Origin of the sequence: Actinokineospora globicatena (genome assembly GCF_024171945.1) — a bacterium.
Taxonomy (GTDB): domain Bacteria; phylum Actinomycetota; class Actinomycetes; order Mycobacteriales; family Pseudonocardiaceae; genus Actinokineospora; species Actinokineospora globicatena.
In genome coordinates this window covers 698,530-712,737 of sequence record NZ_JAMTCR010000005.1, presented here as the reverse complement: position 1 = coordinate 712,737, position 14,208 = coordinate 698,530, and the positions used below count along the sequence as shown (strand labels likewise).

The window sequence follows — 14,208 nt, the reverse complement described above, 5'->3', positions numbered from 1 at the left end:
GTGACCAGGTCCTGGTCACCGGGGTGGGCTCAGCTGCCGAACGGGCCGTCCTCGGGCAGGCGCAGGTCCGGCTTGTCCAGTTCCTCGACGTTGACGTCCTTGAAGGTGATCACCCGGACGTTCTTGACGAACCGGGCTGGCCGGTACATGTCCCACACCCAGGCGTCGGACATGCGCACCTCGAAGTAGACCTCGCCGTCGGCGTCGCGGACCTGCACATCGACGCCGTTGGCCAGGTAGAACCGCCGTTCGGTCTCGACCACGTAGGCGAACTGCCCCACGATGTCGCGGTACTCCCGGTAGAGCTGCAGCTCCATCTCGGTCTCGTACTTCTCGAGATCCTCCGCGCTCATCTGCCGCGCGCCCCTCCTGGTCGTGACCTGTACCGCCCGCTACTGCGGGGGTCCACCATTCTGGACCACGGCGGTCGCGGCCACACTCAGCGCCACCCGGTGTGGCGCGCGCAAGCCGTGCGCGACCCCCGCCGCGGCGACGTTCGCGTAGGACCAGCGGTGCTCGTGGCTCGGCCCGTGCTCGCGCAACGCGCGCGTGTGCAGGCCCGTGCAGTACCCCTTGTGCACGTCGAACGCGTAGCGCGGCAGCTCCTCGTGCAGCTCGGCCATGATCCGGTCCCTGGTGACCTTGGCCAGCACGGACGCGGCCGCGACGCACGCCGCGGCCTGGTCGCCCTTGAGCACCGGCATGCTCGGCGCGGTGAGCCCGGGCACCCGGAACCCGTCGACGAGGACGTAGCCCGGGTGGGTGGCGAGCTGGGCCACCGCGCGGCGCATGCCCTCGATGTTGGCGAAGTGCACGCCGGTCTGGTCGACCTCGGCGGTGGGCACGACCACGATGGCGTAGTCGACGGCGCGGGCGCGGACCAGGTCGAACATCCGGTCGCGAGCCGCGGCGGTCATCAGCTTGGAGTCGGTGAGCCCGTCGAGCCGGGCAGCGTCACCAGGGCGCAGGACGCAGGAGGCGATGACCAGCGGTCCGGCGCAAGCGCCCCGACCGGCCTCGTCGACGCCGGCGACCGGGCCGAGCCCGCGCCGGTGCAGCGCGGTCTGCAACCCCCAGGTGCCGGTGTCACGGCGCAGCACCGCGCGCGGTGGCCGCAGCGCACCGTCCAGCACCCCCGTCACCCTTTCCCCTTCCGTTGCGGTAAGAGCGCCCGCGATCGCCTGATCAGCCACAACGTCGGCCAAGCGGCGGCGACACCCACTCCCGCGGGTAGTCCTGCCTGCCACGCCGGAGCGGACAGCGCTTGGGGGTTGTGGTCACCAACGCCCTGCCACCGCGACGGCGGCAGGATGATCGCGCGCACCTTGCCGATGACATTGTCCACGGGCACCAGCCCGTTCTGACCGCCACCACCCTGAACGCGCGAGTCGGCGGAGTTGCCGCGGTTGTCCCCCATGACGAACAGCTTGCCCGCGGGCACCGTCACCGGCTTGAACTCGTCCTGTTGCTGGTTCCGCTCGGGATCCCAGTAGATGTAAGGCTCGTCGAGAGGCTTACCGTCCACGAGGACGTGGTTAGCGTCATCGCAGCACTCGACGGTCTGGCCGCCGACAGCGATAACGCGCTTCACCACGTCGTCCTCGTCCGGCGCCGCGAAGCCGAACTTCGCTCCCACGCCTTGCAGCCACCGCACGAAACCGTTGTCGGAGCGGGCGGTCACGAACTCCGACCGGTTCCACGTGTCAGGCCTGCCGAAGACGACGACCTCACCTGGCTCGGGCTCGCCGAAGGTATAGACGAGTTTGTCGACAACGACGCGGTCGCCGTAACAGCCCGGGCAGCCGTGCAGCGTCTGTTCCATCGACTCCGACGGGATCACGAACACCCGCGCGATGAACGACTGGATGATGATCGTCAACACCAGCGCCACGCCGATCAGGATCGGCAGTTCGATCCAGAACGGGCGTTTCTTCCGTTCCCGCTGGGGCTTTCCGCTCGGACGCTCGTCCTCGGGGACCTCGTCGGGGCTCTGGTCGCCGTTCGGCGTCGTGGGTCCGTCGGACACCGTGGCAGCCTATCCGGCGCTCTTGTCGGTTCCGCGCACCAGCACCGAACGCAGACGCCTACCGAGCCACAGCGTGGGCCACGCCGCCGCGATCCCAATCCCCGCAGGTAGTCCTGACTGCCACGCCGGGGCGGACAGCGCTTGGGGGTTGTGGTCGCCAACGCCGCGCCACCGCGACGGCGGCAAGATGATGTAGCGCGCTTTGCCAATGACGTTGTCCACCGGCACGAACCCGTTGGAGCCACCGCCGCCCTGGATGCGCGAGTCGGCCGACGCGTTGCGGTTGTCCCCCATGACCCACAGCATCCCGGCCGGGATGGTGATCTTGTCGAACTTGCGCTGGTCCTCGTCGCCGTAGCTGCGGTTGATGTACGGCTCGTCGAGCGGCCTGCCGTCCACCAGCACGTGCTGCTGGGCGTCGCAGCACTCCACGGTCTGGCCGCCGACGGCGATGACCCGCTTCACCACGTCCTCGTTGCTCGGCTCGGCGAGCCCGAACTGGGACCCGAAGTCCTGCATCCACGCCACGAACGCGTTCCCCGACCGGGTGACCGGCCCGTCCGCGTCCCAGGTGTCGGGCCGCTTGAACACCACCACGTCACCCGGTTCGGGGTCCCGGAAGTAGTAGACGACGCGGTCGACCAGGATCCGGTCGCCCTCGCAGCCGTTGCAGCCGTGCAGGGTCTGCTCCATCGACTCCGACGGGATCACAAACACCCGCGCGATGAACGACTGGATGACGATCGTCAACACCAGCGCCACACCGATCAGGATCGGCAGCTCCACCCAGAACGGGCGCTTCTTCTTCGGTGGCCGCTCGGTGTCGGTCGCCACCGCCCCGGTCTCGTGCCCCGGTGCCCCGCTGTCAGGTGTCTGGCTGTCGGGTGTCTGGCTGTCCGGTGTCGCCCGTGGTGTGGCGGATTCGGACCTGGCGTCCGGTTCCACGACGTCGAGGTCCTCGGTGCCGCGTCCGTCCCCTGGCACGACACCGTGTGCGTCCGACAAGCTACTCAGCCTTCCTTGGTGTGAGTGCGTCCTTCACGCGGCGACCCAGCCACAGCAGCGGCCAGGCCGCGGCGAGGCCGACCCCGAGCGGAACCCCCTGGTGCCACCCGGCGGCGGACAGTTCCGGGCCCGCCTGCGGGTTGTGGTCGCCGATCCCGCGCCAGCGCGAGGGCGGCAGCACGATGTAGCGGGCCTTGCCGATGACCTTGCCCAACGGGACCACCCCGCGCACGCCGCCGCCCCCCTGGAAGCGCGAGTCGCTGGAGTTGTTGCGGTTGTCGCCCATCACCCACAGCGTGCCCTCGGGCACGGTAACCCTCGCGAAGTCCTTCTGCGAGTTGGGGTTGCCGTTCTCCCAGTAGATGTAGGGCTCGTCGAGCGGCTTGCCGTCCACCAGCACGCGGTTCTGCTCGTCGCAGCACTCGACGGTCTGCCCGCCGACGGCGATGACCCGTTTGACGAAGTCGCGTTCGTCCGGTGGGGCGATGCCGATGAACGACCCGGCGTAGCGCAGGGCGCGGGTGACGGCGTTGCCGCTGTCCTCCATGTCGGCGTCGTGCTCGGTCCACGTGTTGGGGCCCTTGAACACGACGACGTCACCGGGCGTCGGATCGCGGAACACGTAGACGACCTTGTCCACGAACACGCGGTCGCCGCTGCACCCGGGGCACCCGTGCAGCGTCTGCTCCATGGACCCCGAGGGGATCGAGTAGACGCGGCCGATGAAGTGCTGGATGAGGAACGTCAGCAGCAACGCGACCGCGACCAGGGTGAGGATCTCGCGCCACAACGGCTGCCTACGCGGGGGACGGCGGTGCCGTCCACCCTTGGGGCGTTCCTCTGTCTTCACCCTCCTGCGCCTAGAGCCCTTGACCGGGATCTCTTGCGCACGAGCACGAACGCGCGGGATGAGCGCGGTCAGGTCGACGTCAGGTACATCTGCCGCAGGCTTGGCCTTGGCAGACTCCTCGGCCTCTTGCACTTCCCAGTCCGGTGGCTCTACCAGTTCCGAGAGCTGCACGGACGGTCCGGCAGGGGCGTCGGTACGCGGAGGAGGCACCGAGACGACATCGGGCACGACAGGGAGGTCAGATCGCGACGACCGCTGGGGCCCGGCAGCGGGAAGGTCCTGCCGCGAGTTGTGACCAGCGACAGGTAGGTCTGTCCGCGACGGCGAGTCGGGACGGCGTTGGGGGCCGACAACGGGCAGATCGGACCTAGAGCCACCGGGAAGGCGGGTCGGGGGCGGATCGGTCCGCGTCGGGGAGTGGGTGTTCCGCGAAACCGGGATCGTCTCGTCGGTGTCGTCGGTCGGCACCATCCCCGCATGATGCTCGCCCGGGCCCGGCGGCACCGGACCAACGCGGGGTGGCGGCGGACTACCCCCCGGACGGGTGTACCCGGACGACTGAGGACCCCGGTGTTCGACCACGGGGGGCAACGGGGGACGCGCCGGAGCCTCGTCGGGCAGCGGCGAGCCGAACCAGAACTCCGGGTCGGCGGGGGCCACCTCGGGCAGGTCGGGGACCTCGGGCACCGGCGGCTTGCGGCGGATCGGCTCCGTGCGGTTCTCCCGCGCGGGCACCGGCTTGCCGTTGACCTTGGCCCCGTTGACCGGGGTGCCGTTCACCGGTGGCTTGGCCACCGGCGCGCCGTTGACCCGGTGCCCGTTCGCGCCGCGCTTGCTGATCGGCTCCGTGTGCTGGATGCCCTGGTCAGCGCCAGGGGCGCGCTCAGGCTCACGGGTACGGTCGACCGCCTCCCGACGGGAGTGCTCCGACTCTGCCACGGCGTCCGGTGGCACACGGTGAGGAGGGCGGTCGACCACGCAGACGAGCGTACGTGAGCGGGTGTGCTGACCGCGTCAGGAAGCGGTCTGCGGCTCCCGCTTCTCCTTGATCTTCGCGGCCTTGCCGCGCAGCTCACGCAGGTAGTACAGCTTCGCGCGGCGGACGTCACCGCGGCGGGCCACCTCGATCTCGGCGATGTTGGGGGTGTGCACCGGGAAGGTGCGCTCGACCCCGACACCGAAGGAGACCTTGCGGACGGTGAAGGTCTCCCGGATCCCGCCGCCGTGGCGCCGGATGACCACGCCCTGGAAGACCTGGACGCGCGAGCGAGTGCCCTCGATGACGCGAACGTGGACCTTGAGCGTGTCACCCGGGCGGAAGTCCGGGATGTCGGAACGCAGCGACTTGGCGTCCAGGGCATCCAGGGTGTTCATCGGTAGTCCGTCCTCGTCTTCGTCACGATGCTCGTACGTCCCGGCCAGGGCGGCGTCGTGCCGAACTGCCTGGCTCGGGTGGGCTTGTGAGCCGCGCCGGGGGCGCGTCAACCCGGAAAGTATGTCAGACCGGGTCGCCGGACCCGAAATCGGCCCCCGCACGCAGGGTGTCGAGCAGCGCCCGATCGTGTTTGTCCAGGTTCGCCGGGGGGAGCGCGGCCAGCAGGTCCGGCCTGCGCTCGACGGTGCGCTCCAGCGACCGGTCGCGCCGCCACCTGGCGATCGCGGCGTGGTTGCCCGAGCGCAGCACGTCCGGCACGGCGCGGTCGCGCCACACCTCGGGCCGGGTGTAGCTGGGGCCCTCGAGCAGGCCGTCGGAGAAGGAGTCCTGCTGGGCGGAGACCGGGTTGCCCAGCACCCCGGGCAGCAGCCTGGCCACCGCCTCGACCACGACCATGACCGCGACCTCGCCGCCGACGAGCACGTAGTCGCCGATGGACACCTCGTCGACGCGCATCCTGGTGCCTGCCTCGTCGACGACCCGCTGGTCGATGCCCTCGTAGCGGCCGCAGGCGAACACCAGGTGCTCCTCGGCGGCGTACTCGTGCGCCATGGCCTGGGTGAACGGCCGTCCCGCCGGTGTCGGGACGACCAGCCGCGGGGTGGACCCCGCGCAGACCTCGTCGAGCGCCTCGCCCCAGACCTGGGGCTTCATGACCATGCCGGGACCGCCGCCGTACGGGCTGTCGTCGACCGCCTTGTGCACGTCGTGGGTCCACTTGCGCAGGTCGTGGACGGCCAGGCTGAACAGCCCGCGCTCGATGGCGCGCCCGAGCAGCGCCGCGCGCAGCGGCTCCAGGTACTCAGGGAAGATCGTGACGACGTCGACGCGCACTACTCGATCAGGCCTTCCGGCGGGTCGAGCACGACCCGGCCGCCCGCCACGTCGACGGTCGGCACGATCTGGCGCACGAACGGGACCAGCACCTCGGTGCCGTCGCGGTCGATGACCAGCGTCTCGCCGCCCGCGCCGTGGGCGATCTCGCGGACGGTGCCCACCAGGGTGCCGTCCATGAGCTCGGCGCGCAGGCCCTCGAGCTGGTGGTCGTAGAACTCGTCCGGGTCCTCGATGGGCGGCAGGTCGGCCAGGCTGGCCAGCAGCAGCGCCCCCCGCAGCGCCTCGGCGGCGTCGCGGTCGGGGACCTCGGTGAAGCGGACGAGCAGCCGCCCGGCGTGGTGCCGGGCGGCTGACACCGTCAGCGTGTGCTGGGCGCCGTCGCGCGGCCGCGCGGTCAGGGTCGCCCCGAGGGCGAACCGGACCTGCGGGGTGTCCGTGCGCACGTCCACGGCAAGCTCGCCGAGGATGCCGTGCGCCTTGGCCACCCGGCCGACGACGACCAGGTCGGGTTGTCCCATGGTCGACACCGTCAGTGGTCGGTGTCCACCACGTCCACCCGGATCCCGCGACCGCCCACACCGGCCATCACGGTCCGCAGGGCGGTCGCGGTGCGGCCGCCCCGGCCGATCACCTTGCCAAGGTCCTCGGGGTTGACGTGCACCTCGAGGGTGCGGCCGCGCCGGGTGGTGACCAGCTCGACCTGGACGTCGTCCGGGTTGTCGACGATGCCGCGCACCAGGTGCTCGAGGGCGTCCGCGAGGGCACTCACTCGGCCGCGGCCTCCGCCTCGGCGGGGGTGTCCTCGACCTTGCGCGGCGCGGACTTCTTCCTCGGGGTCGTCGCGTCGGTGCTGGGCTCCTCGCCAGCGGCCTTCAGCGCGGCCTCGAACAGCTCCTGCTTGCTGGTCTTGGGCTCCTTGACCCGCAGGGTGCCCTCGGCGCCCGGCAGGCCCTTGAACTTCTGCCAGTCACCGGTGACCTGCAGCAGGTGCTTCACCGGGTCGGTCGGCGTGGCGCCGACACCCAGCCAGTACTGGGCCCGCTCGGAGTCGACCTCGATGAGGCTCGGCTCCTCCTTGGGGCTGTACCGGCCGATCGTCTCGATCGCCTTGCCGTCACGGCGGGTGCGGGCGTCGGAGACGATGATGCGGTAGTACGGCGCGCGGATCTTTCCGAGGCGCTGCAGCTTGATCTTGACGGCCACGGGTAGGGGTGCTCCTCAAAGCTCTCGTAATGCGGTGCCGGGCGCGGCGGTCCCGTGTGGGGGCGGGAACGCGCCCGAAGGTTTCGGGTGTCACGGCACGGTGAGAGGGTCCGGCCACGACGGACAGCCGCCAATTCTGCCAGACGTGGTATCGGAACGAGAACTCGCGGGGGTCTAGAGCGCGAACGGGGTGAGTTCGACCCCGGCTCCGACTAGGGCTTGGCGGACCGCGCGCGCGTGGTCGACTGCGCCGGGGGTGTCGCCGTGCAGGCACAACGAGCGCGCAGGTAGGGCCAACACCGTGCCGTCGATGGCCACGATCTCCCCCGCTTGCGCTAGCCGGAGAGCACGATCGACAACGGCGGCGGTGTCAGTGAGCAACGCCTCTGGGGTCCCGCGGGGGACGAGGGTCCCTTCGGGGGTGTAGCCCCGGTCAGCGAAGGCCTCCTCAACGCCTGCGGAGCCCGCGGCAGCGAGAAGGCGCGATCCAGGTAGACCTAGCACGGGCAGGTCACCGAATGCGCGAACGCCGTCCACCACGGCTTTGGCTTGAGCGTCGTGGTGCACGGTGGCGTTGTAGAGGGCGCCGTGCGGTTTGACGTAAGAGACGCGGGTGCCAGCCGCTCTGGCGAACGCCTCCAGGGCCCCGATCTGGTACAGCACCTCGTCTGCGAGACGCTCCGGTTCGACGTCGATGAACCGGCGGCCGAACCCGGCCAGGTCGCGGTAGGACACCTGGGCGCCGACCGCCACTCCCCTGGCCGCCGCGGCGGTGCAGACCGCGCGCATGGTGGGCGCGTCACCGGCGTGGAACCCGCAGGCGACGTTGGCGGAGGTGACCACGTCGAGCAGCGCGTCGTCGTCGCCGAGACGCCAGACGCCGAAGCCCTCGCCCAGGTCGCTGTTGAGGTCGAGCGCCGTCACGAGTGCATCACGCCGAGGCTGATGAGGAGCACGGCGAGCGCGGGGGTGAAGTTGTTGACCTGGTGGGCGACCACGCTGGCGCCGAGGCGGCCGCTGAAGAGCCGGGCGAGGCCGATCGGCACCCCGATGACCAGCAGCAGCGAAGTGCGCAGCGGTTCGAGGTGGCTGACCGCGAAGATGACCGTGGTCAGCCCGAACACCGCCCATCGGCCCCACTGCAGGCGTTCGAGCGCGCCCCACAGCAGACCGCGGTAGATGATCTCCTCCATGAACGGGCCGACCAGCCACACGTAGAGGAACAGCGCCACGGCGGCCACGACCGGCATGGTCTGGTTGTCCACCAGCGTGCCCAGCGACGAGGTGGCGTTCTCCTCGCCGACCACGCGGGTCCAGATCGCCGCGGCGACGGTGGTGCACACCAGGCCGATGAGGCCGAACTTCAGGCCGACGCGCAGGTCGTCGCGGTTGTAGGACAGCCGCAGGTCGATCTTGGGCCCGTTGCCGCGGATCCAGGTGACGAGCAGGGTGGCCACGGTCGCCAGCGCCGTCGGCACCATCGTGCCGATCAGGATCACCGCGACCGAGTCGGTCGAGTCCGGTCCGGCCAGGCCGATCACCGCGTTGATGGTGACGGCTGACATCACGAACACGGCGAAGACGAACAAGAACGCGCCGAAGCCCCACTTGTGGTCGCGGGCCGGTTCGGCGGCGGGTACAGGTGGCGACTCCGCCGCGGGTGCGGCGGTTGGGTCACCGGGCGGAGGTGGTGCCATCGCGGTCCCCCGTCAGTACGTCCGATTCCTGCGGTTCGCAGAGACTAGTCGGGGTGGTCCGGCCCGCCTGGCCGGATCACCCGACGACCCTGCCTCTCAGGATGATCCTCTTCGGGCTTCGGAGCACATCCAGATCCTTGCGCGGGTCCGCGTCGAAGGCGAGCAGATCGGCCGCGGACCCCTCGTCCAGAGCAGACCAGCCCAGCCAGGCGCGCGCGCCCCACGAGCCCGCCGCGATGGCGTCCTCGGCGGACATCCCGGCCCGGTGCAGCGCGACGATCTCGTCGACGACCCGTCCGTGGGCGATACCGCCACCCGCGTCCGTGCCCGCGTAGACGGGCACTCCGGCCTCGACCGCGGCGGCGACCATGGCGCCCGCGCGGGCGTGCAGGTCGACCATGTGGCTGGCGTAGGCGGGGTACTTGGTCGCCTTCGCCGCGATGCCGGGGAAGTTCTCGATGTTGATCAGCGTGGGCACCAGCGCGGTGCCCCGCCTGGCCATCTCGGCGATGACGTCCTCGGTGAGCCCGGTGCCGTGCTCGATGCAGTCGATCCCGGCGTTGACCAGGCCCGGCAGCGCCTCTTCGCCGAAGACGTGCGCGGTGACCCTGGCGCCTGCCGCGTGGGCGACGGCGATGGCCTCGACGAGGATGTCGTCGGACCACAGCGGGGCGAGGTCGCCGCGGTCGCGGTCGATCCAGTCACCCACGAGCTTGACCCAGCCGTCGCCGTTAGCGGCCTGTTCGGCTACCGCGGCGGGCAACTGCTCAGGGTCACCGACGTCGGCACCAAGATGCGGGATGTAGCGCTTAGGGCGGGAGATATGCCTACCGGCGCGCACGATCCTCGGTAGGTCCAACCGCGTTTGCAGCGGACTGGTGTCGATAGGCGCACCGCAGTCACGCAGCAGCAGGGCACCCGCGTCGCGGTCCACCAAGGCCTGATCGGCAGCGGTATCGAGATCCACCGGCCCTTCGGGACCGATGCCGATGTGGCAGTGAGCGTCAACGAGCCCGGGCAGCAGGTAGCCCCCGTCAACGACGGTCTCCGCTCCCGGTACCGGGTTGGTCCGGATCCGCCCGTTGACCACCCACAGGTCGCGCTCGTCGTGGCCGGGGAGGACGACCCCGCGCAGGTGCAGCGCGGTCACGGCTTCTTGGGGAACTTCAGCCGCGAGGGGTCGAAGCCCGGGGGCAGCCCGTCGAGGCCACCGAGGCCGGGCGGGAGCTGGTTGAGGCCGGGCGGCATCCCGGACACGTCGGGGAAGCCACCGGGCAGCCCACCGCGGTTGCGCGGCGGCGTCGGGCCCTTGCCCTTCTTCCCCTTCTTGCCCTTCTGCTTGCGCTGGTTGGCCCGCCCGCCCGGCATGCCGAAGCGGCCCGCCATCTGCTGCATGACCTTCTTGGCCTCGAAGAACCGGTTGACCAGGTCGTTGACGTCGCGGACCTGCACCCCGGAGCCGTTGGCGATGCGCAGCCTGCGCGAGGCGTTGATCATCTTGGGGTCCTGGCGCTCGGCCGGGGTCATGCCGCGGATGATCGCCTGCAGCCGGTCGATGTGCTTCTCGTCGACCTGGGCCAGCGCGTCCTTCATCTGGCCCGCGCCGGGCAGCATGCCGAGCAGGTTGGCGATCGGGCCCATCTTGCGGACCGCCAGCATCTGCTCGAGGAAGTCCTCCAGGGTCAGCTCGCCGGTGCCGATCTTGGCGGCGGCCTTCTCCGCCTGCTCCTGGTCGAAGTGCTGCTCGGCCTGCTCGATGAGGGTGAGCACGTCGCCCATGCCCAGGATGCGCGAGGCCATCCGGTCGGGGTGGAAGGCGTCGAAGTCCTCGAGCTTCTCGCCGTTGGAGGCGAACATGATCGGGGCGCCGGTGACCTCGCGGACCGAGAGCGCGGCACCACCGCGGGCGTCGCCGTCGAGCTTGGTCAGCACGACACCGGTGAACCCGACGCCGTCGCGGAAGGCCTCGGCGGTGGACACCGCGTCCTGGCCGATCATGGCGTCGACGACGAAGAGGACCTCGTCGGCGGCGACCGCGGCCTTGATGTCGGCCGCCTGCCGCATCAGCTCCTCGTCGACGCCGAGGCGACCGGCGGTGTCCACCACGACGATGTCGTGCTGGCTGCGGCGGGCCTCCTCGACACCGCGGGTGGCCACGTCGACCGGGTCGCCGACGCCGTTGCCCGGCTCGGGGGCGAACACCGCGACCCCGGCGCGCTCGGCGACGACCTGCAGCTGGGTGACCGCGTTGGGGCGCTGCAGGTCGCAGGCCACCAGCAGCGGCGCGTGGCCCTGGTTCTTGAGGTAGCGCGCCAGCTTGCCCGCCAGCGTCGTCTTACCGGCGCCCTGCAGACCGGCGAGCATGATCACCGTGGGCGGGGTCTTGGCCAGGTTCAGCCGCCGGGTCTCACCGCCGAGGATGGCGACGAGCTCCTCGTTGACGATCTTGATGACCTGCTGGGCCGGATTCAGCGCCCCGGAGACCTCCGCGCCCTTGGCGCGGTCCTTGACCTTGGCGATGAAGGAGCGCACCACGGGCAGCGCGACATCGGCCTCCAGCAGCGCGATGCGGATCTCGCGCGCGGTGGTGTCGATGTCGGTTTCGCTCAGCCGCCCCTTGCCCCGCAGGTTCTGCAGGACGGCGGTGAGCCGGTCGGAGAGGGTGTCGAACACGGGTGCGGCACTCCAGCCTTGCGCGTCGGGTCGGTCGGCCGTGCTCGGCACGGCCACAGGACGAGGGTAGTCGTCCCGGGGGTGGTGCCGCCCGGACGTCCTGGATCTGACCTTCGGGTGGCCTGTGGACAACTCCGCGCGGAGCACTCGGACCCGGTGTTAGCTTGCCGTCCACCAAGGGGAACGAAGATCAACCAGAGGTAGGGGGACGGTGTGCTCGACGTCGTGGGGGGACGGAGTCGGTTCGCGGCAGGGGCGGTGGTCGCGGCGGGGGTGTTGCTCGGGCTCGCGTGCGTGAGCGTGTTCGCGGCGGTGCCGACCGGGCTCAGGTACCTGGAGCTCGCGGTGGTGATCGTGATCGGTCTCGTCGTGTTCGGCTCGGAGCGGATCGCGGACGTCGCCGGTGCGCACGTCGCGCGCGGGGTCGGGGCGTCGGTGGTCCTGCTCGGCGCGTACCTGCTCGGGCCGCTCTTGGTCGCGAGTACGACGCCGAGGCGGTTCAGCTCGGCGGCTCCGCCGTCCCCGACGGCGGTCGTGGTGATGACGTTCTTGCCAGTGCTGGTGTTCTTGCTCGGCTTCGCGGCGCGGGGGACGCGGGCGGCCGGTGTCGGGGTCGGGATCGTGGTCCCCACGGCGGTCGTGGCGGTGTTGGCCGTGTCCGGGGTCGATCAGCCGGCCTTGGTGCTGACGACGCTCGGGATGGCGTTGGTCGCGCTGGTCGTCGTGGTGCGGGTGGCGCCGGACTCCTCGTGGAGCACGGTGGGGATCACGGCGGGCGGCATTGCCGCGACGGCGACGGTCGGCACCGGGCTGATGCCCCTTGGCTTCGTCAGCGGGTCTAGCGGGCTGGCACGGGTGTTGCCGGTCGGGGTGCAAGCGACCGCGATCGTCGCGGGCCTCGCGGTGGCCACGGTGTTCGGCGTGATCGCGGTCCTCCGGCGGGACGCGGCCGGTGGTCTGGTGGTGGGCGGCGCGGTCGCGGCACCGCCGCTGGTGCTGTACTCGCAGCCCGTGAGCGACGGGATCGATGTCGTGTTGGCCTCGGTGCCTGTGGTGGTCGTGGTCGTCGCGGTGGCCGGGATCTTGTTGCCACCGGTGTTGCGGGCGGCGAGCCGAGCAGCGGGGTGGTTGCGCCCCGGCGGCGGCACGACTCGGGGCGCGTTGGCGGCGGTCGCGGGTACCGCGGCGGTCGCGTTCACCACGCAGGCGCTGCCCCTTGTGGCTTGGCCGTACTGGGCGCGGGGCAGCTTCACGCTCGTCGTGTACGCCTGCGTCGTGGTGCTCGCCATGCGGCTGCCGGGAGTCCCTGGCGCGGTACTGGCGGGTGTGGTGCTGGTCGGGTTGTCGTTGACCGAACCGGCCAGCCAGATCTTCTTGATGAACCCGCTGTCCGGGACGTCGTCGATGGGGATGGCGGCCTGCGTGGGGCTCGGAGTGGCTGTCGCGGCCGTGTGGGTGCTGGTGCGCGCGCACCGTCGGCCAGGGGTCGTCGCTGCGGCCGCGTACCTGTTGGTGGGGCAGGTGGCGTTCACGATCTGGTGGACGCAGCTGCCCTCGGGGTACGGAATGGACTTACACGCGGGAGACGCGGCTCCAGCCCTCGTCGTGTGGCTGCCGTTGGTGGTCGCGGGGGTGGTCGGGCTGGTGCTGGTCCTCCGGGGTGCGTTGGCGCACGGGCAGGCCGTGCTGGCGGTGGTGCTGGGCGCAGCCGGTTTCACCTTGCTGTCGGTGCTCGGGGGTACCTACGGGCGTAGTGAGTCGCGAGAGACGCTGCGCGGGTTGGCGCCGTTGACACCGACCGACACCTGGGGCGCGGCGGGCACGATCGACGAGTCCTCACCGTGGGTCCTGTGGAGCGCCTTCGCCCTACTGGCACTAGCGCTGTCGGCAGCACTGACCACGGTCCCCCGCCCAAGCGCCGCCGTCACCGCCGGGGTAGCCCTGACCGGGGTAGCCGCGACCCAGGTGGCCCTGGGAAGCGCGATCGAGATCGGCGGACCAAGCCTGCTGGACACGGTGGTCTGGGGCTCGGTCCTGGTGGCCGTCGCGGCATGGGCCCTCGCCCTCATCGCCATCCGAACGGCACCGGACCGGCTCGACACCCCGGTGACCGTCCCGGCCTTACCCAACGGCAGTCACACGCCAACCGTCACGGACCGGCCCGTCGGTGACGAGCCAACCCCCGCCCCAGACTTAGCCAACGCCCCGCGCCCTCCGGAGGACCCCCAGCACACCTGACCCGCGCACCGCCGACAGTGTCCTCACACGCGAAAACCCCCGGGAATGGGGCCCGACCCCTCGAACGGGCCCCTCCCGGGGGAGTGCCCCGCCAGGTGGGGGTGGGTTGACACCCTCCCCGGCATCGACCCCACTGTCCTGACGTGACGAAGAGCAGTCTCGCCGCACTCGAAGGCCCCGGCACAGCGTGAGGGCACGCAGCACCACTGGGTAGGACTACTCAGCTCCGCATCCCATGCGCGGT

15 protein-coding genes are annotated in these 14,208 nt (G+C 70.9%); 1 reads left to right on the top strand and 14 read right to left on the bottom strand.

The genetic code is table 11. The features are described 5' to 3' along the window. Positions 1-29: 29 nt before the first annotated feature. The 14 genes from LV79_RS26990 to ffh form a co-directional block, all read right to left on the bottom strand. Positions 30-353 carry a DUF2469 domain-containing protein gene (locus LV79_RS26990; protein WP_104482061.1) on the bottom strand — a complete coding sequence of 108 codons (324 nt, stop codon included), beginning with the start codon at positions 351-353 and terminating at the stop codon, positions 30-32. A 39-nt stretch (positions 354-392) separates the two neighbouring features. Further along, the gene (locus tag LV79_RS26985) at positions 393-1,142 is read right to left on the bottom strand and encodes a ribonuclease HII (protein WP_372495470.1); all 750 of its coding nucleotides are present in this window, start codon (positions 1,140-1,142) and stop codon (positions 393-395) included. Continuing rightward, the gene (lepB, locus tag LV79_RS26980) at positions 1,139-2,026 is read right to left on the bottom strand and encodes a signal peptidase I (protein ID WP_253841029.1); all 888 of its coding nucleotides are present in this window, start codon (positions 2,024-2,026) and stop codon (positions 1,139-1,141) included. Before lepB (LV79_RS26980) ends, LV79_RS26985 begins: the two co-directional genes overlap by 4 nt. A 9-nt stretch (positions 2,027-2,035) precedes the next feature. Next, on the bottom strand, positions 2,036-3,010 hold the full coding sequence (gene lepB, locus LV79_RS26975; protein ID WP_372495468.1) for a signal peptidase I: 975 nt from the start codon (positions 3,008-3,010) through the stop codon (positions 2,036-2,038). A gap of 22 nt (positions 3,011-3,032) precedes the next feature. After that, complete coding sequence (lepB, locus tag LV79_RS26970; RefSeq protein WP_253841218.1) at positions 3,033-3,881, bottom strand: signal peptidase I; 849 nt, start codon at positions 3,879-3,881, stop codon at positions 3,033-3,035. 1,014 nt (positions 3,882-4,895) lie between these two features. Then, positions 4,896-5,255, bottom strand: a complete 360-nt coding sequence (gene rplS, locus LV79_RS26965; protein WP_253841028.1) for a 50S ribosomal protein L19 — start codon at positions 5,253-5,255, stop codon at positions 4,896-4,898. Positions 5,256-5,379: 124 nt separating this feature from the next. Then, positions 5,380-6,150 (bottom strand): tRNA (guanosine(37)-N1)-methyltransferase TrmD, encoded by a 771-nt coding sequence (gene trmD / locus LV79_RS26960; RefSeq protein WP_253841026.1) that lies wholly within the window; start codon positions 6,148-6,150, stop codon positions 5,380-5,382. Further along, a complete protein-coding gene (gene rimM, locus LV79_RS26955; RefSeq protein WP_253841023.1) occupies positions 6,150-6,671 on the bottom strand; it encodes a ribosome maturation factor RimM in 522 nt (173 codons plus the stop codon). The genes trmD and rimM overlap by 1 nt, the downstream gene beginning before the upstream one ends. Positions 6,672-6,682: 11 nt before the next feature. After that, the gene (locus tag LV79_RS26950; RefSeq protein ID WP_092776549.1) at positions 6,683-6,922 is read right to left on the bottom strand and encodes an RNA-binding protein; all 240 of its coding nucleotides are present in this window, start codon (positions 6,920-6,922) and stop codon (positions 6,683-6,685) included. Beyond that, on the bottom strand, positions 6,919-7,356 hold the full coding sequence (rpsP, locus tag LV79_RS26945; RefSeq protein ID WP_253841021.1) for a 30S ribosomal protein S16: 438 nt from the start codon (positions 7,354-7,356) through the stop codon (positions 6,919-6,921). The genes LV79_RS26950 and rpsP overlap by 4 nt, the downstream gene beginning before the upstream one ends. 174 nt (positions 7,357-7,530) lie before the next feature. Further along, positions 7,531-8,280 (bottom strand): LamB/YcsF family protein, encoded by a 750-nt coding sequence (locus tag LV79_RS26940; protein ID WP_253841019.1) that lies wholly within the window; start codon positions 8,278-8,280, stop codon positions 7,531-7,533. Then, complete coding sequence (locus LV79_RS26935; RefSeq protein ID WP_253841017.1) at positions 8,277-9,053, bottom strand: CPBP family intramembrane glutamic endopeptidase; 777 nt, start codon at positions 9,051-9,053, stop codon at positions 8,277-8,279. Before LV79_RS26935 ends, LV79_RS26940 begins: the two co-directional genes overlap by 4 nt. Positions 9,054-9,129: 76 nt before the next feature. Next, complete coding sequence (locus LV79_RS26930) at positions 9,130-10,203, bottom strand: amidohydrolase family protein (protein ID WP_253841015.1); 1,074 nt, start codon at positions 10,201-10,203, stop codon at positions 9,130-9,132. Next, positions 10,200-11,726, bottom strand: coding sequence for a signal recognition particle protein (gene ffh, locus LV79_RS26925; protein ID WP_253841217.1), 1,527 nt, complete (start codon positions 11,724-11,726; stop codon positions 10,200-10,202). Before ffh ends, LV79_RS26930 begins: the two co-directional genes overlap by 4 nt. 213 nt (positions 11,727-11,939) lie before the next feature. On the opposite strand from ffh, the gene LV79_RS26920 reads away from it, so the two are divergent. Continuing rightward, positions 11,940-13,964, top strand: a complete 2,025-nt coding sequence (locus LV79_RS26920; protein ID WP_253841014.1) for a hypothetical protein — start codon at positions 11,940-11,942, stop codon at positions 13,962-13,964. The last annotated feature ends 244 nt before the right edge of the window (positions 13,965-14,208 follow it).